The sequence below is a fragment of the Pontivivens nitratireducens genome, assembly GCF_014235845.1.
GTDB lineage: Bacteria > Pseudomonadota > Alphaproteobacteria > Rhodobacterales > Rhodobacteraceae > Pontivivens > Pontivivens nitratireducens.
This window is the reverse complement of record NZ_JACJUQ010000011.1, coordinates 24,810-44,423: the sequence shown is the minus strand read 5'-3', so window position 1 is coordinate 44,423 and position 19,614 is coordinate 24,810. Positions and strand designations below refer to the sequence as shown.

General features: G+C 64.1%; 22 protein-coding genes. 3 read left to right on the top strand and 19 right to left on the bottom strand.

Annotated features, from left to right (window positions below; translation table 11 throughout):
* Positions 1 to 14: 14 nt before the first annotated feature.
* Positions 15 to 1,226, bottom strand: coding sequence for an NAD(P)/FAD-dependent oxidoreductase (locus tag H1S03_RS12570; protein WP_185804767.1), 1,212 nt, complete (start codon positions 1,224 to 1,226; stop codon positions 15 to 17).
* 76 nt (positions 1,227 to 1,302) lie between these two features.
* Between H1S03_RS12570 and H1S03_RS12565 the strand changes: the two genes are divergently transcribed.
* Complete coding sequence (locus tag H1S03_RS12565; RefSeq protein ID WP_185804766.1) at positions 1,303 to 1,791, top strand: peroxiredoxin; 489 nt, start codon at positions 1,303 to 1,305, stop codon at positions 1,789 to 1,791.
* A 36-nt stretch (positions 1,792 to 1,827) separates the two neighbouring features.
* Here the strand turns inward: H1S03_RS12565 and H1S03_RS12560 are convergent, their stop codons facing one another.
* From H1S03_RS12560 to H1S03_RS12535, 6 genes are all read right to left on the bottom strand, one after another.
* Positions 1,828 to 2,112 carry a 4a-hydroxytetrahydrobiopterin dehydratase gene (locus H1S03_RS12560; protein WP_185804765.1) on the bottom strand — a complete coding sequence of 95 codons (285 nt, stop codon included), beginning with the start codon at positions 2,110 to 2,112 and terminating at the stop codon, positions 1,828 to 1,830.
* The gene (locus H1S03_RS12555) at positions 2,112 to 3,287 is read right to left on the bottom strand and encodes a GNAT family N-acetyltransferase (RefSeq protein ID WP_185804764.1); all 1,176 of its coding nucleotides are present in this window, start codon (positions 3,285 to 3,287) and stop codon (positions 2,112 to 2,114) included. The genes H1S03_RS12560 and H1S03_RS12555 overlap by 1 nt, the downstream gene beginning before the upstream one ends.
* A 73-nt stretch (positions 3,288 to 3,360) precedes the next feature.
* Positions 3,361 to 4,110: a glycerophosphodiester phosphodiesterase family protein gene (locus H1S03_RS12550; protein ID WP_185804763.1), complete on the bottom strand. Its 750-nt coding sequence runs from the start codon at positions 4,108 to 4,110 to the stop codon at positions 3,361 to 3,363.
* Positions 4,107 to 4,559 carry a RidA family protein gene (locus H1S03_RS12545; protein ID WP_185804762.1) on the bottom strand — a complete coding sequence of 151 codons (453 nt, stop codon included), beginning with the start codon at positions 4,557 to 4,559 and terminating at the stop codon, positions 4,107 to 4,109. Before H1S03_RS12545 ends, H1S03_RS12550 begins: the two co-directional genes overlap by 4 nt.
* A 22-nt stretch (positions 4,560 to 4,581) precedes the next feature.
* Complete coding sequence (locus tag H1S03_RS12540) at positions 4,582 to 5,883, bottom strand: HlyD family type I secretion periplasmic adaptor subunit (RefSeq protein WP_185804761.1); 1,302 nt, start codon at positions 5,881 to 5,883, stop codon at positions 4,582 to 4,584.
* On the bottom strand, positions 5,880 to 7,724 hold the full coding sequence (locus tag H1S03_RS12535; RefSeq protein ID WP_185804760.1) for a type I secretion system permease/ATPase: 1,845 nt from the start codon (positions 7,722 to 7,724) through the stop codon (positions 5,880 to 5,882). Before H1S03_RS12535 ends, H1S03_RS12540 begins: the two co-directional genes overlap by 4 nt.
* A 205-nt stretch (positions 7,725 to 7,929) precedes the next feature.
* Here H1S03_RS12535 and H1S03_RS12530 point away from each other — a divergent pair, with 205 nt between their 5' ends.
* On the top strand, positions 7,930 to 8,664 hold the full coding sequence (locus H1S03_RS12530; protein WP_185804759.1) for an MlaA family lipoprotein: 735 nt from the start codon (positions 7,930 to 7,932) through the stop codon (positions 8,662 to 8,664).
* Positions 8,665 to 8,689: 25 nt separating this feature from the next.
* Complete coding sequence (locus tag H1S03_RS12525) at positions 8,690 to 9,286, top strand: MlaC/ttg2D family ABC transporter substrate-binding protein (protein ID WP_185804758.1); 597 nt, start codon at positions 8,690 to 8,692, stop codon at positions 9,284 to 9,286.
* 152 nt (positions 9,287 to 9,438) lie between these two features.
* Here the strand turns inward: H1S03_RS12525 and lpxK are convergent, their stop codons facing one another.
* From lpxK to H1S03_RS12465, 12 genes are all read right to left on the bottom strand, one after another.
* Positions 9,439 to 10,395, bottom strand: a complete 957-nt coding sequence (gene lpxK, locus H1S03_RS12520) for a tetraacyldisaccharide 4'-kinase (protein WP_185804757.1) — start codon at positions 10,393 to 10,395, stop codon at positions 9,439 to 9,441.
* On the bottom strand, positions 10,392 to 11,678 hold the full coding sequence (locus H1S03_RS12515; protein WP_185804841.1) for a 3-deoxy-D-manno-octulosonic acid transferase: 1,287 nt from the start codon (positions 11,676 to 11,678) through the stop codon (positions 10,392 to 10,394). The genes lpxK and H1S03_RS12515 overlap by 4 nt, the downstream gene beginning before the upstream one ends.
* Positions 11,678 to 12,379, bottom strand: coding sequence for a lysophospholipid acyltransferase family protein (locus H1S03_RS12510; RefSeq protein WP_185804756.1), 702 nt, complete (start codon positions 12,377 to 12,379; stop codon positions 11,678 to 11,680). Before H1S03_RS12510 ends, H1S03_RS12515 begins: the two co-directional genes overlap by 1 nt.
* Positions 12,380 to 12,389: 10 nt before the next feature.
* Complete coding sequence (locus tag H1S03_RS12505; RefSeq protein ID WP_185804755.1) at positions 12,390 to 12,632, bottom strand: DUF4170 domain-containing protein; 243 nt, start codon at positions 12,630 to 12,632, stop codon at positions 12,390 to 12,392.
* 58 nt (positions 12,633 to 12,690) lie between these two features.
* The gene (locus tag H1S03_RS12500) at positions 12,691 to 13,470 is read right to left on the bottom strand and encodes a 3'(2'),5'-bisphosphate nucleotidase CysQ (RefSeq protein ID WP_185804754.1); all 780 of its coding nucleotides are present in this window, start codon (positions 13,468 to 13,470) and stop codon (positions 12,691 to 12,693) included.
* Positions 13,457 to 14,800: a TldD/PmbA family protein gene (locus tag H1S03_RS12495; RefSeq protein ID WP_185804753.1), complete on the bottom strand. Its 1,344-nt coding sequence runs from the start codon at positions 14,798 to 14,800 to the stop codon at positions 13,457 to 13,459. Before H1S03_RS12495 ends, H1S03_RS12500 begins: the two co-directional genes overlap by 14 nt.
* A 205-nt stretch (positions 14,801 to 15,005) precedes the next feature.
* Positions 15,006 to 15,431 (bottom strand): GNAT family N-acetyltransferase, encoded by a 426-nt coding sequence (locus tag H1S03_RS12490; protein WP_185804752.1) that lies wholly within the window; start codon positions 15,429 to 15,431, stop codon positions 15,006 to 15,008.
* Positions 15,428 to 16,054, bottom strand: coding sequence for a tRNA (adenosine(37)-N6)-threonylcarbamoyltransferase complex dimerization subunit type 1 TsaB (gene tsaB / locus H1S03_RS12485; RefSeq protein ID WP_347339230.1), 627 nt, complete (start codon positions 16,052 to 16,054; stop codon positions 15,428 to 15,430). The genes H1S03_RS12490 and tsaB overlap by 4 nt, the downstream gene beginning before the upstream one ends.
* Positions 16,055 to 16,061: 7 nt before the next feature.
* Positions 16,062 to 16,622: a NifU family protein gene (locus H1S03_RS12480; RefSeq protein WP_166187399.1), complete on the bottom strand. Its 561-nt coding sequence runs from the start codon at positions 16,620 to 16,622 to the stop codon at positions 16,062 to 16,064.
* A gap of 189 nt (positions 16,623 to 16,811) precedes the next feature.
* Positions 16,812 to 17,270, bottom strand: a complete 459-nt coding sequence (locus tag H1S03_RS12475) for a universal stress protein (protein WP_166187402.1) — start codon at positions 17,268 to 17,270, stop codon at positions 16,812 to 16,814.
* Positions 17,271 to 17,321: 51 nt separating this feature from the next.
* Positions 17,322 to 18,362: a hypothetical protein gene (locus tag H1S03_RS12470; RefSeq protein ID WP_185804751.1), complete on the bottom strand. Its 1,041-nt coding sequence runs from the start codon at positions 18,360 to 18,362 to the stop codon at positions 17,322 to 17,324.
* Complete coding sequence (locus tag H1S03_RS12465) at positions 18,359 to 19,468, bottom strand: alpha-D-ribose 1-methylphosphonate 5-triphosphate diphosphatase (RefSeq protein WP_185804750.1); 1,110 nt, start codon at positions 19,466 to 19,468, stop codon at positions 18,359 to 18,361. The genes H1S03_RS12470 and H1S03_RS12465 overlap by 4 nt, the downstream gene beginning before the upstream one ends.
* Between the last annotated feature and the right edge of the window lie 146 nt (positions 19,469 to 19,614).

Sequence of the window (19,614 nt, the reverse complement as noted above, 5' to 3'; positions counted from 1 at the left end):
ACGCGGTACGCCTGCTAGCTCAGGAGCGATTTCAGATCGGTTTGCGGGTTCGCGACCGCTTCGGCAGCCGGGGACGTGCCCGCTTCGATCATGCGCTTCCCAATCATGTAGGCGCGCGGATCGTTCATCGCATCGACGGCCAGCAGGTCGTCGCCCCGGAAATACCAGACCGATTGCGTCCCCTCACGCGGGCCGGGCCGCACCACGATATTGTCATAGCCTGTGTTCAGGCCCGCAATCTGAAGTTTCGTGTCGTATTGATCCGACCAGAACCACGGCTTCGCGTGGTATTCCGCATCCCCTCCGGCCATGTTCTGCGCGGCAATTTCTGCCTGTTCGATGGCGTTCGGCACGGATTCGAGGCGAATGCGGGCGCTGCGATAGGGGAACGAGGCGCAATCACCTGCGGCGAAGATTGCCGGATCGCTGGTGCGGGCATGCGAATCCACGCGGATGCCGTTCTCAACCTGCAAACCGGCCTGCTCTGCCAGGGCGGTCTCAGGCACGATGCCGATCCCGACGACGACGAAATCCACGTCCAGCTTCGTTCCATCGCTGAGGACCGCGCCCGAAACGTGGCCCTCGCCCGTCAGATGGTCGAGGCCGGTGCCCTCACGGATATCCACGCCCTGCGCTGCGTGCAGCGCGCGGAAATAGTCCGAGGTCTGCGGTGCCGCGACACGTTGCAGGATGCGGTCCATCGCCTCCACCAATGTGACGTCGAGACCGCGAGAGGTCGCCACGGCGGCGGCCTCCAGCCCGATATAGCCGCCCCCGACGATCAGGCAGCGCGCACCGGGCGCGAAGACCTTCGCCATCTCATCGATATGCGCCAGCGAACGAATGGAATAGACCCCCTTCAGCCCTCCCCCGGAGGAGGCAGGCAAGGTCCGGGGGGTGGAGCCGGTGGTCAGGGCAAGCGTTCGGTAGGACAACACCTCCCCCGATTGCAACGTTACCGTCCTGGCCGCACGGTCGATGGCCGTGACCCTTCTGGACAGGCGCAGGTCGATATTCTGTTCGTCGTAGAACCGTGCGGGGCGCAGGTACAGGCGCTCCAACTCCATCTCACCCATCAGGTATTTCTTGGACAAGGGGGGGCGCTGATACGGGGGCACGGGTTCCTCACCGATCAGGGTGATCGGGGTATCGGGGTCCATCTGGCGTAGCTTCGCCACCAGTGCCGCGCCGGCCTGTCCTGCGCCGATTACGATATGTCCGTCCATGGCCCTCGTCCTTTGCTTCGTTCGTCCCTACCTTAACTTGCGTCAACCGAAGCCAAACCGAAAGGTCACAAACACCATGACGATCGCCAAAGGGGACACTCTGCCCGACGCCACGTTCATCACGATGGGTCAGGAAGGACCGCAATCCGTAGAAGCCGCCGATCTGTTCGCCGACAAGACGGTTGTGCTGTTCGCACTGCCCGGTGCATTTACCGGGGTGTGCACGGCAGCACATATGCCCAGCTTCATCCGCACCGCCGATCAGTTCCGTGAAAAGGGTGCGGACCGTATCGTCTGTGTCTCCGTCAACGATCCGTTCGTGATGAAGGCTTGGGGCGATTCCACCGGCGCGACCGAGGCCGGCATCGAGATGCTGGCCGATCCCGTATCCGAGTTCACCAAGGCCGTGGGTATGAATTTCAGCGCACCGCCTATCGGTTTCGTCGACCGGTCGCAACGCTATGCGTGCATCGTGCGCAACGGAGAGGTCACGGCCGTCGGTGTCGAGGCATCTCCGGGTGAATGCGACCTGTCGGGCGGTGAGGCCCTGCTTGAACAGATGTAAGCCATCCGGCCCCCGGTTCGCACCGGGGGTCGAGAATCAAAGCGCGTCGAACTGCGCGGCCAGCGCGAAATCGCGTTCGGTCAGGCCGTTCGCATCATGGGTGGTCAGCGTCACCTCGACCCGATTGTAGACGTTGAACCATTCGGGGTGATGGTTCGCCTTCTCCGCGAGGATCGCGGCAGAACTCATCCAGCCGAACGCCGCGACGAAGGACTTGAACTTGTACGTCTTGGTGATGGCCGCCCCGTCGCGGGCAAAATCCCATCCGGTGAGGTCGGCCAGTGCGCGCTCGCACTCGGCCTTATTCAGTTTCGCTATCATTAGTCCTCTCCCTGTACCTTTCGGAACGGGCCGTATTCGGTGAGGATTTCGATCTCCTCACCCACGGCGGCGCGTTCCCCCTCCAGATACTGCTCCACCGCGCGGCGAAATCCAGGGTCCGCGATCCAGTGCAGCGAATAGGTGGGCGTGGGCAGATAGCCGCGCGCCAGCTTGTGCTCCCCCTGCGCGCCGGCCTCGACCCGAGACAGACCGTGCGCCAGTGCCCAGTCGATGGCCTGATAATAGCACACCTCGAAATGCAGGCAGGGGTGATCCTCGACACAGCCCCAATAGCGACCGTAAAGCGTATCGGCCCCGATCATGTTCATCGCGCCCGCGACCCAGCGTCCATCCCGCTCGCACATCACCAACAGGATATCGTCACGCAGGGTGGCGTGTGCCTCCTCGAAGAAAGCGCGGGTCAGGTACGGCGTGCCCCATTTGCGCGCGCCCGTATCCTGATAAAACTGCCAGAAGGCATCCCAGTGCTGCGGTTCGATCTGGTCCCCGGTCAGCAGGTGGATCGTGCCGCCGAAATCCTGTGCGGTGCGGCGCTCCTTTCGAATGGTCTTGCGCTTGCGGGAACTGAGGTCCGCGAGGAAGGCGTCGAAATCGGCGTAGTCGCGGTTGAACCAGTGGAACTGCTGCCCGGTCCGCTGCAACAGGCCAGCCGCACCGCCCGCCTCGTATTCCTGCTGCGTGCAGAAGGTGACATGGGCGGAGGAAAGCTCATTCTCACTGGCAAGCTGTACCAGCCCTTGCAGCAGCGCGGACTGGCCCACGGCCTCCTGCCCCGGACGGCACAGGAAGCGGCGCCCGGTCGCGGGGGTGAAGGGCACCGCCGCCTGCAACTTCGGATAATAGCGCCCGCCTGCCTGCTCATATGCATGGGCCCAGTTGTGATCGAAGATGTATTCGCCCTGCGAATGCCCCTTGGCATAAAGCGGCATCACCGCGATGACCTGACCACCGGCGCGCGCGACCAGATGGCGGGCCTGCCAGCCCGTTCCCCGCCCGACGGAGCCGGAGCGTTCCAGCGCGCTCAAAAATCTGTGCGTGGTGAACGGATCACGCGGACGGCCGTCCTCAGGACAGGCGCAGGCATCCCACTGCGCCGCCTCGATCTGCGAAAGGTCGTTCAGAACGTCGATCTCGATCCGTGTGTCGTCGCGCATATGTCGCCTCCTGCCGCCTCACACTTGGCGTCGCGCCGGAGCAGATCAACCTGCGCAATGTCGCCGGGGGGGCCTATCGCGGGATAAATCCCTCGAACGTGATCTGATCCGCGACCTCCAGGGCCGCGTCCGCCTGTTCCTGCGAGCGGACAGTCCAGGTCAGGATCGGAAAGTCCCGATCGCGCAAGGCCAGCACCTGTGGCAGATGCAGGCTTTTCCTGTTGTGAGAGATAAACGTCGCGCCGCACGGGATCAGATCGCGCATCGCGGCAAGTTTCTGCCGTCGTGCCAGGGGCACCATCGGCCAGTCGTCCGCAGTGAACGCATCCGTGACCAGACCGCGTGGAATGTCAGGAGCGAACCCGCCGAAGACCCGGACCGAATTGGGGTTGAAGCTCATCACAGCCACGGGCCCGTCATAGCGGCGCAAGACCTCGGCCGTGGCCCGCTCCAACGCGCCGACGGAGGGGCCGAGGCTGCCGTCCTGGTCCTTGATCTCGACAATCAGGGGCACCTGCCCCGCCACCTCATCCAGTACCTGCTGCAAGGTCGGAATACCCTCCTGCCCGCCCAGCAGATGGATGCCCTGCAACTGTTCGACATCGTGCATCCGCACCCAGCCCTCACGCCCGGTCAAACGCTCCAGCGCGTAATCGTGAAAGACCATCGGCGTGCCATCCGAGGCAGGCTGGACATCGACCTCGATCCCCCAACCCGAAGCCACTGCCGCACGAATGCCGGATAGGGAGTTTTCGGAGCAACCTGGCCCGTGCAAGGCACGATGCGCCAGCGGGCGGGCGAGCATTTCGCGTGGAAACTTCATTCGATTTCAAAGATGCCTTCGACCTCGACCGCGACCCCGAATGGCAGTGAGGACGATCCGACGGCGGACCGGGCATGGCGACCCTTTTCGCCAAACACCTCGACCATCAGGTCGGACGCGCCGTTGATCACCGCCGGGTGCTCGCCGAAATCGGCGGTGGCGTTGACGAAGCCGTTCAGCTTGAGCACCCGAACCTTGTCCAGATCGCCGGAGGCCTTGCGCACCTGCGCGATCAGCGACAGGGCGCACAGCCGCGCTGCCGCCTTGCCATCCTCGACACTGTAGCCTGCGCCAAGCTGGCCCACGACCAGTTTGCCATCCTGCTGCGGCACCTGCCCGGACACGTAGAGCAGATTGCCCGTGCGCACGAAGGGCACGTAATTTGCGGCTGGCGCGGCGGCGTCCGGCAGGGCAATGCCGAGTTCGTTCAGACGGGCTTCGATGGACATGGTATCTCCTTTCGGCGCACGCTCAGGTTTCGCGAAACGCCTTGGTGAAATAATCGGTAAGAGGTTTGGTCAGGAAGGTCAGCGGGCTGCGCTCCCCCGTCTGGATGAAGGCATCGACCGGCATGCCGGGGACCAGTTCCAGCCCCTGAAGCTTGTCGATCTCACCATCATAGGGCAGGATCTGCGCCTCGTAATAGTTCATGCCCGACACCTCATCTGTCAGCACATCCGCGGAAATGCGGGTGACGACACCGTAAAGTTCGGGCGTGGTACGCTGGTCGAAAGCGGCGAAGCGCAGGACGGCCTCCTGCCCCACGACGACCTGATCGATATTGATCGTCTCGATCCTGCTGGTGATGACCAGCGGGCTGTCCTGCGGCACGATGAACATCACCGGATCGGCGGGCCGGATGACCGACCGCACCGCATGGACAGTGGAACCATAGACGATGCCGGAGACGGGCGCGCGAATTTCGAGGCGCGACAGCGTTTCGATGGCGGACAGGCGCCGCTCACGCAGTTCGTTCTCACGATATTGCATGTCGCGCAGGGTGGTGATGGCCTCCTCCTGCCGGGTGGTTTGAAGCCGGATGATCTCGATCTCCAGCTCTGCGATGCGGCCCCGGCTTTCCGCGACCGAGGCGACGAGTTCACCGACCTGCCCGCGCAGCGACGCGTCCTCACGCCGCAGGGAAAGCACGCGGCTGGCCTGTGCCAGCCCGCGATCCAGCAGGGATTGCTGGTCGATCAGCTCCTCCGAGATCAGGCCGAGCTGTTCGTTGAGCGCGGCAAGCTGCACATTGCGCCCCTCGATCAACTCCTCGATCTGGATCTGACGTTCGCGAAGCTGGCTGATCTGCTGCGCGTTGGAGGCGATGCGCGCTTCGAACAGGCGGATCTGGCCGCCGACCAGTTCAGCGATCTCCTCGTTCTGTTGCGCAATTTCCAGCAAGTCCTCATCAAAGCGGATCGCGGGCAAATCCTCGCTCTCCGCCCGCAGGCGTCCGCGACGGGCGATCAGTTCGTAATACTGGCTCTCGATAATGGCCAGTTCGGAGCGCAGCATGGTATCGTCCAGACGGATCAGGATTTCCCCCGCTTCGACCATGTCACCGTCATTCGCATAAATCACGCCGACCACGCCCCCCTCGGGGTGCTGTATGATCTGCCGGTTCGATTCGACCTCCAACTGCCCCGATGCGATGACCGCGCCCGCAATGGTGGTGGCGATAGACCACGTAAAGACCCCGCCGACGAGGAACAGAAGGGCGAGCACCCCTAGCATGATCGGACGAACGGCGCTCCACTTCTCGGGCTGGCTCATGTTCCCTGCTCCGTCCCTGAGGGTTTTACCGGCGCGATCTGACCGATCCGGGCGGATGATTGCGGCGACAGCGCAACCTTGGGCGGCTGGGATGGCTGGGCCTGGGCGACACGTTTCGCAGGGGTGGGCTTGCCCGCGACCTGTTCGTAATTCTTGACGTTGTTGCGCAGCACATCGTCGCGTTTGCCGAAGTCCTTCACGCTGCCGTTCTCCATCACCATCAACAGTTCGCATTGCGTGATAGCGGCCGGGCGGTGCGCCATGATGATGACGCTGCCCCCCGCCGCCTTCATGCCCTCAATGGCGGAATTGAGCGCATTCGAGCCCTCGCTGTCCAGATTCGCGTTCGGCTCATCCAGCACCAGCAGGACCGGCGCGCCATACAGCGCGCGGGCCAGGCCCAGCCGTTGGCGCTGACCGCCCGACAGGCGACTGCCGCCGGACTGGATCCGGGTGTCGTAGCCGTCGGGCAATTTCAGGATCATCTCATGCGCGCCGGCCTTCTTGGCCGCCTCGACGATCTGGGCGGGGTCGGGATTGGCGGACAGGCGGGCGATGTTGTCAGCGACACTGGCGTCGAACAGCGACACGTCCTGCGGAAGATAGCCGATATGTTGGCCAAGTGTTTCGCTCGAAAACTGCTCCAACGCTGCGCCGTCCAGGCGGACCTTGCCCTGAAAGGCGGGCCAGATGCCGGTAATGGCGCGGGCCAGCGTGGATTTGCCCGATGCGCTCTGCCCGATCACCCCAAGGGCCATACCCGGACCGACGCGGAACGACACCGCCTTGAGCGTGGGAATCTTTTCCCCCGGCGGGATGACCGTCAGGCCAGCCACGTCGAGCATGGCGCGCGGACGCGGCAGTTCGGTCTTTTCCTCTTCCTCCGGCGTCGCCTCGAGCAGTTGGGTCAGCGATACCCAGCCTTGCCGGGCGCGTTGAACCAGCGACCATTGCGCGATCGCCTGCTCGACCGGGGCCAATGCGCGGCCCAGCAGCACCGACCCCGCGATCATGGCACCGGGGCTAAGCTCCCCCTGAAGGACGAGATATGCCGCGAGTGCAAGCATCCCCGATTGCAGGAAGAAACGCCACGTCTTGGAAAAGGTCGAGAACGTGCCGGATACATCCGCCGCTCGGATGGACGTGTCCAGCGCCATGTCACGCTGTTGCCGCCAGCGGCCCAGAACGGCATCGCGCATCCCGAGGCTCTGCACGACCTCCGCATCGCGGCGCACGGATTCAGCGAAGGATTCGGCCGTGGCCGAGGCCTGCATGCTCTCACGCTGCGGCGCCTTGGACAGAACCTGATTCAGCACGGTCGCCACGATCAGCACCAGCCCGCCGGCAACCGCCAGCCAGCCCAGCAGGGGGTGGAAGATGAAGATCGCGAACAGAAACAGCGGTGTCCACGGCAGATCGTAGAACGCGAACAACGCGGGAGAAGACAGCAGCCGCTGGATGGATTCCAGATCGCGCAGCCCCGTGGCGGGTCGATTGCGGAAATTCGGATCGACCGAGCGCCGCAGCAACGCGTCGAAGACGCGGCGGTCCAGCATGCTTTGAAACCGCGCGCCGACACGGCCCAGAATGCGCCCCCGGGCATAATCCAGCACACCCATGATAGCGTAGAGCACGGCAACCAGCGCGAACAGCGCCACCAGTGTCGCCTCGGACCGGCTGGACAGCACACGGTCGTAGACCTGCAACATGAACAGCGGCCCCGTCAGAACCAGGATGTTCGCGAACACACTGAACAGCAATACGACCCGGAACAGGCTACGGCTCTTGCGAAGCGTCGCGCGCAGCTCTTCACGTCCGGGTGCGGGGCCTCTTGCCGCCATGTTCACCTACCTGTACTGATCGTCATATACCGTGCTGACACTAAAATATGACCAATTCGTGCAGCCGGTCGTTTGTCTTGTTGAAAATGGCTATAGCACCGCTTTTCGGCAGGTCCAACGATTGGCGATCTTGATGTGCACGATATCTGATACTGTAAACCGCATATCGTACCCGACCTGTTTCCGAGTGAATGAGAGCCCAGTGATGAAATCTGCCCTGCCCGCCGTCGTTTTTTCCGCCCTTTTCGTGATGTCGGCCTGCACCGGCGATACCACCGACCAGACCTCCCTGATCGCGGATCCGCTGGAGCCTGCGAACCGCGGGATTCATGCGTTCAACAAAGGGGTCGATACGGTGGTCCTGCGTCCCGCCTCGCAGGTCTATGGCGCCGTACTGCCCGAACCGGTGGAGCGGACTGTCGAGAATTTCATCGGCAATCTGGCGCTGCCGGGCGACATCATCAACAATACGTTGCAGGGTGACACTGTCGCACTGGGCGACAATCTGGGCCGGTTCCTGATGAACACGACGCTGGGATTTGGCGGCCTGCTCGACATTGCCGGCGAGGCTGGGATCCCGCGTCATCCCGCCGATTTCGGACAGACGCTGGCAGGGTACGGCGTGGCCGAGGGGCCGTATGTCGAACTTCCGATCTTTGGGCCCAGCACCGCGCGTGACGCGACGGGAACCGTGGTGGATTTCGTCCTGAACCCCTTCACGTGGAGCGAGAGCGATACCGCCGAGGAGGTTCTGATCACCTCGGGCGTCGTGGATGCCATTGATACGCGCGACGATCTGGGGCCCGTGCTCGACGGTATCCTCTACGAGTCTGAGGACAGCTACTCCGCCGCGAAAACCGCCTACATCCAGAATCGTCGCGCATTCGTGAATGGAACCGATAGTGGAGACGACGGGTTCGTAGACATATATGCTGAATAATTCAGTTCGGAGAGTACAGTTTACCATGTTCATTTTGAAATCTGCCCGCGCGACCATGCTTGCCGCTGCTATGGCAACCCTGCCGATCAGCGCTCAGGCGCTGACCCCGCAGGAGGCGACCGCGCTGACGAACACCATCGCTGACGAGGTCGAAGGTTACGTGAACAGCGATATGTCGCTGGCGCAAAAACAGGCAGCGTTCCGTCAGACGATGGATCGCTATGCCGACACCTCCGCGATCGGTCGATACGTTCTGGGCGTCGCATGGCGCAGCGCGACCCCCGCGCAGCAGGAGGCCTTCACCACCGCGTTTGCGGAGTATATGGCCAACAAGTACGGATCGCAGTTCAGTGGCTATGAGGGTGGTGAAATCACCATCGGTAGCGCGAACGATCTGGGCAATCGCGGCATCGTCGTTGAAAGCACGGTCACGCGGCCCGGTTCGAGCCCATTCATCGTGCAATGGCAGTTTTCCGATCGCTCCGGGCAGCCGCTTCTGATCGACATTGTGGCGGAGGGTGTCAGCATGCTGACAACGGAGCGGTCGGCCATCGCCTCCATGCTCGACCGTCGTAATGGTGATCTGGACGCACTGATTGCGGACCTGCCCACGGCAGGGTGATGGCGCAGACAAGACGTGCGGCATCGGACCACGCGTTTTGAAAGCACCCTGAAACAACCGACCGCACCAACTTCGGTTCGGTTTTCCACAGCTATGTTCAGTGAGAATATCACGTTTGACGGCGGGGGAAATCCTCGCCGTCTATACCTTTATCAAGAGAAAAGAGCGTCCAGCGCGTCATCCACTGCCTTGGCGTCCGTCAGACTCAACCGCACCGGCAGCGGCATCACGTGGGGGCGAAACCAGTCCGGCAGACGGGCAATGTCCTTCTCCGTCGTGACCAGACGCGCATTTTCACCCTGCGCCTCATGAAGGAGACGGTTCAGAACCGTCTTGGAATACGGCTCGTGATCACCGAAGGCGTGGCTGGCGATCAAATCGACACCCAGTTCACTCAATGTCGCGAAGACCTTTTCAGGCCGCCCGATCCCGGCAAAGGCGATGACCCGCATTCCCTGCCAGGGCATTCCTGTCTGCAAGGGCAGGATTTCTCCTCTCGCGATGGGCACGCCCCGGCTGTCAGGTGGGGTGCCACCGCCTATAGCCAGCATCACATCCGCCCGCGACAGACCCTGTGCCACCGGTTCGCGCAACGGGCCTGCCGGCAGAACCCGGCCATTCCCGAATCCGGTTTGGGTGTCCACCACCAGGATCGAGATGTCCTTGATCAGCGCAGGGTCCTGAAATCCGTCATCCAGGATCAGCGCATCCGCCCCCGCAGCACAGGCGGCTCGCGCGCCGGCCACCCTGTCGCGTGCGACCCAGACGGGCGCGAACGCGTCGAGCATCAGCGGCTCGTCGCCTACCTCATCCGCCGTCATGTCCTGCGTGACACGGATCGGCCCGGTCTGCGTGCCGCCATAACCTCGGCTGAGGATGTGCGGCGTCAGATTGCGGGCCTGCAACCGTTCGATCAGGGCGATGACTGTCGGGCTTTTGCCCGTGCCACCGACGGTCAGATTGCCGACGCAGATCACCGGAACACCAACGGCCTCCCCCCGCCCGCGCGCCTGTCTGCGTTTGGCACCGACGCGCCAGAGAGCTTCGAGCGGTCGCAGCGCCAGTGCCTGCCAGCCCGGGCGGGCGTACCAGAAATGCGGCGCCTTCACCGCTGCACCGCGGCTGTCACGACAGGCGTCAGCAAGGACAGCACCCGGTCCAGCGTGCCCGCCCCGGCGGAGGAAAGATCCCACGCGGCGGTCGCCATGACTGCCGCCCGGTCAGGGCGAAGCAGATCGGAAATCGCGGCTGCCAGATCGACGGCACCCTGAACCTCCACCGCGGCACCGGCGCTGTGCAGTTGCCGGTAAGCCTCGGCGAAGTTCGAGATATGTGGACCATGCACGATAGCGGAGCCGAGGGCCGCCGGCTCGAACGGATTGTGCCCTCCGATCGGCACGAGGGAACCGCCGACCAGCGAGACCGGGCACAGGCGATACCACAGGCCCAGTTCGCCGAGTGTGTCCGCCACGTAGATCTCGACGTTTTCCCCGATCTCGTCCCCCGCGCTGCGCAGACCGACGCGCCAGCCATCATCCGCCAGATCCGATGCAATCTGCGGCCCCCGGTCGGGATGGCGCGGCACCAGGATCAAGGCCAGATTGGGCGCGCCACGTCGCGCCAGCCGATGCGCCTGCGCGACGACGGCCTCCTCACCCGGATGGGTCGAAGCGGCACACCAGACCAGCGTGGCGCCCAGCCGCGCGCTCAAGCGTTTGCGCTGCGTCTCATCATGCGGCAACGGCGCGGCACTGTCCTTCAGTGAGCCTGTCACCTCGACGCAATCGGGCAAGGCCCCCATGCGCAGCAGCCGGTCCCGTGTGGCCTGATCCTGCGTCATGATCATATCGAACTTGCGAACGATTTGTTTTCCCGCAGATGGCGCCCAGCGCCAGACCTTCGCGGATTTTTCCGATATCCGGGCGTTCAGAAGGATCAACGGGGTGCCCCGTCGTTTCACCTGATCCAGCATGGTCGGCCAGAACTCGCTCTCCGTCCACAGGACCAGATCGGGCTTCCAGTGGTCGAGGAAGCGCGTCACGCTGGCCCGGAAATCCAGCGGATAGAATTGATGGATCGCACCCTCGGGCAAGCGGCTGACCATCAGTTGCGCCGAGGTGACGGTTCCCGTCGTCACCAGAACATGCAGCTCCGGCCAGCGCCGCTCGATCCGCCGGATCAGATCGAGGACGGACAGCGATTCCCCGACGGAGGCCGCATGGAACCAGACCAGCGGACCGTCGGGACGGGCCATCTCGGTATAGCCCATCCGCTCGCCCACACGTTCGGGGTCTTCCTTGCCCTGCGCCATACGCTTGTCCAGCGCACGCTGGCCCATACGCTCACCCAAGCGCGCGAAGACATCATATGCACCCAGACCCAGCGATGGCATCACGTCGCCTCACCCTGACAGAACGGTTCCGCACGTCCGGCATTTCGGTCGGCTTCCAGCGTCACGTCAAGCAGCGCGCGTTCGACCTCGCCGCGAAACGCCTCGATCGCGGTGCGGTCCGCCATGTTGGCCGGTGGGGTCAGCGCCTGCCCCCAGATCAGATGGATACGGCTGAAGGGCAACGGGATCAGCGCCCGGTCCCAACTGTTGAACGTCAACGTGTATTTCGATGACCAGGCCACGGGCACGACCGGGGCACCGGTTCGGACCGCGATTGCGGCCACGCCGTGCTGGCAGACCCCCCGGGGTCCCTTCGGCCCGTCCGGCGTCAGAGCGAGAATTCCGTTATCGGTCTGGCGCAGGAACCGCAACGCAGCGACGAGTGCTGCCGCCCCGCCCTTCTGCTTGGTCGGTTTGTTGGGATTGGCGCTGGACCCACGGATCAGGCGAAATCCGAAAAGTTCAAGGAACCGGGTCGCGAATTCACCGTCGCCGGATCGTGACGCTATGCCGGTAATGGTGGCCCCTTGTAACGCATCATAGGTCACACCGGTTAGCCGCCCATGCCACAGGGCATAGACGAACCGCGCACGCCCTTGCAAAGCCTGCGCCCGCAGGTCCGTGTTACCCGAAACCTGCACCCGCGCGGTGAACCAGACCAGCCGCAGATAGTAATACATCAGCCATGCCAGAACCCGCATCGCGGCCGCTTCAGTCCAGTTCTTCGGTAGGCGAGGCGGCGATTTCCTCATCCCGCAGGCGGTGCAGATGGGCGATGAAATAGCGGGTCTGGGCCTCATCCACCGTGCGGTGAGCGGCGTCTTTCCATGCGCTGTAGGCGCTCTTGTAATCGGGATAGATGCCCACGACGTCGATCTTGGACACGTCCGCGAACGTCGTCCTTTGCGTATCGATCAGTTCGCCGCCAAATACCAGGTGCAAGCGCTGTGTCATAGGTCTCTCCACTACCGGGATTGAAGTTGCCCGCACCGTAGCCACGGCGCGTCGAAGGTCAAGTTCGCGCCGTGCGCGTCATCAGATCGGCATGCAGGTCAGGTGCCGCGGCGATCAGTCCATTCAACTGCGCGCTGGGCGAATTGAAGCTCAGGTCCAGGCCGGCCCGGTCCGATACCCGCGCCCCTGCCTCCGCCGCGATCAGGGCGCCCGCCGCGATGTCCCATTCCCACACGGGCCGAAATGTGACCGTGCCGTCCACATCCCCCTCGGCCAGACGGGTCAGGCGCAGGGCCAGCGCCCCGCCATGCACCGGAGTGATCTGGGCAGGGCCCGCGGGCCAGAATTCGGCTGCCAACTGGTTCTTAGGGATCGAGATGCGCGGCAGGTTCGCGGCCCGAGTCAGCGTCATCGGCTGTTCGTTCCAGATCGCCCCACGCCCCCGTGTTGCGCTGTAAACATGGCCGGTTACGGGCATTGCCACGACCGCCGCAACCGGCGTGCCGTTTTCCACCACAGCGAGAGAGATCGCCCAGCCCGGCTTGCCCTTGAGGAAACTGACCGTCCCGTCGATGGGATCGACCACGAAGCAGCGTTTGCGGCGCAACCGGTCGGGCGCGTCGGCGGTTTCCTCTGACAGCCAGCCGTAATCGGGGCGCGCGGTCATCAGGCCTTCGCGCAGCAACTGGTCCACTTCCAGATCGGCGGCAGAAACGGGGCCTTGGCCGCCGCTTTTCTGCCAAACCTGCGGCGAGGCTCCGAAATGGCGCAGCGCGACCTGCGCCGCATCGCGGGCAGCCTCGATCAACAGAGTGCGGTCGGCTTCATGCTCCGGCAATGGTCAACCCCTCGACCAGCAGGCTGGGGACAACCCTGCTCAAATGCGGACGGGCGTCGTTGCCGGGGACGATGCTCATCAACATGTCACGCAGATTTCCCGCGACCGTGCATTCGTTGACGGGGCGCACGATCTGGCCGTTCTCGACCCAGAAACCCGATGCGCCGCGCGAATAATCGCCGGTGGTGGGATTGATCGACGATCCGATCAGCGAGGTAATCAGCAAGCCGGTTCCCATATCGGCCAGCATATCCTCGCGCGTTCTGTCGCCTTGGGTCAGCGTCAGGTTGCCTACTGCGGGCGATGGCGCACCGCCCGTTCCCCGCGCCGCGTTCGCAGTGGATGTCATGCCCAGTTGCCGCGCCGTGGACAGGTCCAGCGTCCAGCCTGTCAGGCGGCCATCCTCGACCAGAGCACGGCGCCTTGTACGCAGGCCTTCGCCGTCGAAGGGACGGGAGCCTGCTGCGCGGGCGCGGTGTGGATCCTCGATCAGGTCAATGCCATCGGGCAGAACCTGCTTGCCCAGCGCATCGTTCAGCCAGCTTGAACCACGCGCTATGCTGGCACCGTTCGACGCCTGCACCAGATGTCCGATCAGGCCGGAGCTGATCCGCTCATCATAGAGCACAGGGTACCGGCCCGTGGGCGGTTTGCTGGCACCTGAGCGCATCACGGCCCGCTCACCCGCCAAGCGCCCGATTTCCGCCGGGCTGATCAACTCATCCGAATGGGTGCGGCTGTCGGCGTAGTAATCACGCTCCATCCCCAGCCCCTCGCCCGAGATCGCGACGGAGGAGACGGACCAGCCGGTGCGGCCATAGCCGCCGCTGAACCCATTGGTCGCCGCCAGATGCATCTGACGCCGCGACCAGCCCGCGCCCGAGGCCTGCGTCTGCATGACGCCACTGACCTGCAGTGCCGCGGCCTCAACCTCCAGCGCCCAGCGTTCCAACTCCTGCGGATCGGGCTGGCTGTCGTCGATCAGGTCGAGCGTACCGGCATCCCGCACATCCGACAGCATGTCCGCATCGGCCAGCCCGCACCAAGGGTCGTCCGGAGCGATGCGCGCCATTGCAACAGCGCGCGCCGCCAATGTGGCAATCATCTCAGGCCGCGTATCGGAGCCTGAGACGCTCGCCTGTTTCTGCCCGATCATGACGCGCAGGCCGATTTCGGTCCCCTCGGACCGTTCCGCATGTTCCAGGGCACCCTTGAGCACCTCGATCGAAAGGCTGTCATCGGAAATCGCGACAGCGTCAGCGGCATCGGCACCCGCCGATCTGGCGGCGTCGATCAGGGCGTGGGTCAGGTCGGAGAGGTTTTGTGTCATGTATCCGACTTGGCGCGCGGGCGGGTCCTGGTCAAGGCCGCAGAGGGTCTGCCGCACCACAATCCGTCGCGCGTAAGCTAGAACCGGTCCACCTCGGGCCGTGCCCATGACGGTCAAATCTTCCCCACCCTTCGCAAGTCATAGAGCAGGAGATTCAAATCACGCAGGTTCTTCACCCGCAATTTGCGCAGGATGAATCCGCGTGTCAGCCTTGTTGAAAGGGTAAGGCGCGCACCATTACCAGCGCGTCCACAACGCCCCCGTCACGGCGATAATATCCCACCCGTCGCCCTGTCTGGACGAAACCTGCGGCGTTATAGAGGGCAAGGGCAGCGGTATTGTCCGCAGCGACCTCCAGAAACATCGCTGTCGCACCGTGCGCCTGCGCCTCTGCGATCAGGCGGTTCAGCATCGCGCGCCCGCGCCCCGCGCTCTGCGCGCCGGGATCGACGCAGATCGTCAGCAACTCAGCCTCATCCCCGACCACCCTGACCACGCCCAGCGCATCAGGATCAAGCAGGACGTGATCCAGATCGGAGGCCAGAAAATCCGTGAATTCCGCCACGCTCCACGGTCGCGGGCCGTCACTGAAACAGCGTGCATGAAGCGCCGCGAGCCGTTGCGCCGTCATGGCAGCAGAACCGGCGGTGCCTCGCTGGAGATCGCAGCATCGGCGGGCCGCAGGTAAAGCGGTGACGGGCGTGTCACGTCGCCTGCCGCCACGCGCGCCTGTGCAATGCGGGCCATGCTGGACAGGTCGGCATGGGCAGTATCGTCCCAGCTCGGCGCGGCAAGCGCCTGCGCGACCTCCTCCGCTCTATGACCGACGATGTGCCAGTTTTGCGGTGCGGCCTGCGCGATTTCTTCCATCAGCATCATGTCCGGGTCGCGCACCGCCTGCCCGTCCCGGTACAGTTGCGTATAGAGCCGCCCCTGACGCGCATCGGCGAGGACCAGAGCCTCCCCTTCGCGCGGTGCGAGGCTTTCGAGCACGCTGACACCGACCGCCGGAATGGACATTGCCATCGCCAGCCCCCGTGCGGCGGCGACAGCGATGCGGATGCCCGTAAAGTTGCCCGGTCCGGTGCATACGGCCAGCGCATCGACGTCGAAACCTTCACCGACGGACCTGAGCATCGGCATCAGACGATCCGCCTGTCCGCGGTCCATCTCCTCACGCTGTTGGGCAAGCATCCGCCCCCCCGCGAACAGAGCGACCGCGCAATGCGCGGCCGATGTGTCGAAGGCGAGGATGCGCAGGTCAGACCCCGACAGGACGAACCTCGGTCACTTCGGGGATGTAATGGCGCAGCAGATTCTCGATCCCGTGCTTCAGGGTCATGGTGGAGGAGGGGCATCCCGCACACGCGCCCTGCATGTGCAGATAGACCACGCCACGGTCGAAGCCGTGAAATGTGATGTCACCGCCATCCTGGGCCACGGCCGGGCGAACGCGGGTGTCCAGCAGGGATTTGATCTGGGTGACGATTTCCTCATCCTCACCGGAATGTTCAGCATGATCGACAGTGCCGGCATCAGTGCTCATCACTGGGGCGCCGGATTGGAAATGCTCCATCACGGCACCCAGGATGGCAGGCTTGATGTGATCCCACATGACCGCATCCGTTTTGGTGACCGTCACGAAATCCGGGCCGAAGAACACACCGGCCACACCCTCCACGGCGAAGATGCGCATGGCGAGGGGGGACGCCTCGGCGGCCTCGACGCTGGGAAAATCGGCGGTGCCGGCTGACATGACTGCCTGACCGGGCAGGAACTTCAGGGTCGCGGGGTTCGGCGTTGCTTCGGTCTGGATGAACATGGGGGTACTCCTTGGTTACTTTTCAAAATGCCCATCCTGAGCGAAATGTTCAAGATATATCTGGAATGATTCCAAGTTGGCGTGGCGGTTCCCCGTCCTGTCGCCCCATCCACGATATTGCAGATGCCCCAAGCAACTCTGCCTGAGGGCACGTAATAGCTTCGAAAGTCGATAGGCCAGGTCTGCTATTCAACAAACCGAACGAATCTGCTCCAGTGTCATCCCCCCCGGCACCACCGTCACGGGCACGGGCATGTCGCCGGCCATCCGTCCCGCAAGCTGCGTGACCAGCGGGCCGGGCCCGTCGCCATGCGTGCCCGCCGCCAGAACCAAAACGCCGATTTCACGGTCCTCCTTGATCTGGGCGAGGACTTCCTTCGCAGTTTCCCCCTCACGGATGACCAGTTCGGGATCGATCCCCTCGTTCTGGCGCATCTTTTCCGCGAAGAAGGCGAATTTCTCCTCGATCACCTGTCGTGCCTCGGCCCGCATCAGATCACCGACCCCGACCCAGTGCTGAAAGACTTCGGGCTGGATCACCGACAGGATTTGCACCCCGCCGGTCGTGCTGCACGCCCGCAACGCGGCGAAGCGAATGGCGTTGATGCACTCGGGGCTTTCGTCCAGAACCACCAGGAATTTGCGCATTGTAGAGCCTCCCTCTCAATCGCGCGGCACAGGCGCGTCGGTGAGGATGACCTATCGCCTTGCACCGCGCAACCGCCTGTGTCGGGTCAAATGATGGACCAGCAGACTGGCGATGATCCCAGAAATCTGTGTCAGCAGCGCCAGAATCAGGACGCCGAGCGCGATCATCGGCCGGCTGAGCCTGACCAGCGCGCGAAAGACCCGGCCCTTGCCCAGAACCTCGAAATGCCCGCGCGTGGCGGGACCGGCGGCCTCCGCGACGCGAGCCAGACGGACGGCGTCGCCTACATCGTCCACATGCGCCAACAATGCCACCGTATCGGCCAGCGACGTGTGCTGTCGCACATCTGCCAGATCGCCCGCCATGACGCGCAAGCCGCGCAGCCCCGCCGCGCTGTCCGCACCTTGCGACACCGCGTGCAACAGGCGGGCGTTCACACGACCCAATCTGTGACCGACCCGCAGGACAGATGCGCCGATCTTTACCGTGACGCTGGTCCCCCCGCTGGCCACGGCCAGACCCGTCGCCGCCAGCCCGACCGATGCAAGCGCCACGTCGAACCGGTCCACGGGCTGATCCTGCCACCAATCGACGGCCCCGCGCCGCAGGGCGTTCACGTCCCCCAACGGGGTCAGCTCCACAGGCAGATTGCACGAAACGACATCGGCCAGACCGGGGCAACTGTTCAGATCGTAGGCGCACGCGCCGCACACGATCACGCGTTGCGCGACGGAGATCTCACCCACCTGATCCGCCTGCGCCTTCAACGCCGGGTCCAGCGGCACGTCATATCGCTCGGCCAGTCCGACAATCAGGGCGACCCGGTCGCGATCCCGCGCCGTGACGGCCAGACGAAGCTGCGCATCCACCCAGCCCGCGTTGAGGTTTCGCGCCGTCGCCGCGTCGAGGATAAGGGCGACATCCCGGGCCGAACGCTCCACATAGGGGGTCAGCCATGGGTGCGATTGCGCCACGCCCCACACCAAGCCGACCGTGGTCAGGAAGACCGCGATCCGCGCTGCGATCCGAACTGCGTGAATGGATACCAGCCCCGACCCTTTCGCAGATCGCCTTGCACGAACCAGCCTCACCGCAGCAGCCTTGTCGCCATGTCCGGCTGCATCCAGACCGGACGGCCCGCTGCGAACGTCGCCATCAGTGACAGGTTGTCCGCGTTGAGCACGACAAGGTCCGCCCGCGCCCCGATCGCGATCTTGCCCCGATCCGACAGCCCCATCAATCGGGCCGGGTTCGCGGAAACATACGACCATGCCTGGCCCAGCGCCATCCCCCCGGCCACCAGTCTGTGCACCGCCTGCAGGGGGGCGGGATAGTGATAGTCAGAGGTCAGCGCGGTACATTTCCCCTGCCCGATCAGGTCAATGGCCGAAGGCCCGCGCCCGTGCGACCGCCCCCGAACCACATTCGGCGCACCAAGGATCACAGCTCCATGCTCGGCCCCATGCGCCGCCTCAGGCACGAGGGGAAATTCCGCTATGGCGACCCCCATGCCAGCGTAGGTTTCCCGGACCGTGGCGCTTGTATCGTCATGCGAGCCCAGCCGGATCGGCGGCAACTCCGCGATCAGACGGGCCAGCGCCACCGGGACTTGCGGCGCGTTCGCGGCCAATGTGCGGATGAGGCGCAGATGCGCCTCAGGCGACCGCTTTGCCCGCAACGCCGCGCCGGTCAGACGCTGCGGCAGGGCTTCGCGGGCCAGGGCCGCGTGGGGCAGGTGATCGTTGAACACGACGTAGTCGATACCCGCCTTGCGCACAAATCGCGCGATCGCGTTGAAATCCGCAATCATGTGCGTTTCAACCCGCAACTGCATACGCAGATCAACGTCGCCGCGCCAATCGGCCAGCGCATCCGCCAATGCCTTTGCGAAGTCGGGGCTGCGCATTCCGCCCTCCCAACTCCAGAACTGCGCCAGATAGGCTGTGGTGATGCCGCATGCCGCCAGCTCGGACGACAACATCGGCAGCCCGTCGGCCGGAGTGCGGACCATACCCCGCCGGGGCGCGACGTGCCTGTCGAAGGCATCGCCGTGCAGATCGACGATCCCCGGCAGCAGCAGGCACCCCGACAGGTCCACATCCCGCCCGCCACTGGCCGCGATCCGCCCCCCCACGATGGAGATTTCGGCAGGTTCGGGGTGCAGATCGAACAGGGCCCGCGCCCCCAGCAGACGCAAGGCCGGTGCGCCCTTATCCTCCTTACGAATTTGCGAACTGACAGGAATGGAAAAGGCCCCGATACGTTGGAAAGAAGGTGAACCAGATGCGTCGCACATTATGCAAGGCATCGTGGCGCTGCAATTCCCGCGAAGGGCGATGCGCC

What these genes read in the sequence shown, in the direction of transcription:
- H1S03_RS12565 (WP_185804766.1), top strand. Translation starts at nt 1,303, where the DNA reads ATGACGATCGCCAAAGGGGACACTCTGCCCGACGCCACGTTCATCACG.
- H1S03_RS12530 (WP_185804759.1), top strand. Translation starts at nt 7,930, where the DNA reads ATGAAATCTGCCCTGCCCGCCGTCGTTTTTTCCGCCCTTTTCGTGATG.
- H1S03_RS12555 (WP_185804764.1), bottom strand. Translation starts at nt 3,287, where the DNA reads ATGCGCGACGACACACGGATCGAGATCGACGTTCTGAACGACCTTTCG.
- H1S03_RS12480 (WP_166187399.1), bottom strand. Translation starts at nt 16,622, where the DNA reads ATGTTCATCCAGACCGAAGCAACGCCGAACCCCGCGACCCTGAAGTTC.
- H1S03_RS12570 (WP_185804767.1), bottom strand. Translation starts at nt 1,226, where the DNA reads ATGGACGGACATATCGTAATCGGCGCAGGACAGGCCGGCGCGGCACTG.
- H1S03_RS12515 (WP_185804841.1), bottom strand. Translation starts at nt 11,678, where the DNA reads ATGCCATCGCTGGGTCTGGGTGCATATGATGTCTTCGCGCGCTTGGGT.
- H1S03_RS12475 (WP_166187402.1), bottom strand. Translation starts at nt 17,270, where the DNA reads ATGCGCAAATTCCTGGTGGTTCTGGACGAAAGCCCCGAGTGCATCAAC.
- H1S03_RS12505 (WP_185804755.1), bottom strand. Translation starts at nt 12,632, where the DNA reads ATGACACAGCGCTTGCACCTGGTATTTGGCGGCGAACTGATCGATACG.
- H1S03_RS12560 (WP_185804765.1), bottom strand. Translation starts at nt 2,112, where the DNA reads ATGATAGCGAAACTGAATAAGGCCGAGTGCGAGCGCGCACTGGCCGAC.
- H1S03_RS12545 (WP_185804762.1), bottom strand. Translation starts at nt 4,559, where the DNA reads ATGTCCATCGAAGCCCGTCTGAACGAACTCGGCATTGCCCTGCCGGAC.
- H1S03_RS12510 (WP_185804756.1), bottom strand. Translation starts at nt 12,379, where the DNA reads ATGCGGGTTCTGGCATGGCTGATGTATTACTATCTGCGGCTGGTCTGG.
- H1S03_RS12525 (WP_185804758.1), top strand. Translation starts at nt 8,690, where the DNA reads ATGTTCATTTTGAAATCTGCCCGCGCGACCATGCTTGCCGCTGCTATG.
- H1S03_RS12550 (WP_185804763.1), bottom strand. Translation starts at nt 4,110, where the DNA reads ATGAAGTTTCCACGCGAAATGCTCGCCCGCCCGCTGGCGCATCGTGCC.
- H1S03_RS12540 (WP_185804761.1), bottom strand. Translation starts at nt 5,883, where the DNA reads ATGAGCCAGCCCGAGAAGTGGAGCGCCGTTCGTCCGATCATGCTAGGG.
- H1S03_RS12495 (WP_185804753.1), bottom strand. Translation starts at nt 14,800, where the DNA reads ATGACACAAAACCTCTCCGACCTGACCCACGCCCTGATCGACGCCGCC.
- H1S03_RS12535 (WP_185804760.1), bottom strand. Translation starts at nt 7,724, where the DNA reads ATGGCGGCAAGAGGCCCCGCACCCGGACGTGAAGAGCTGCGCGCGACG.
- H1S03_RS12490 (WP_185804752.1), bottom strand. Translation starts at nt 15,431, where the DNA reads ATGACGGCGCAACGGCTCGCGGCGCTTCATGCACGCTGTTTCAGTGAC.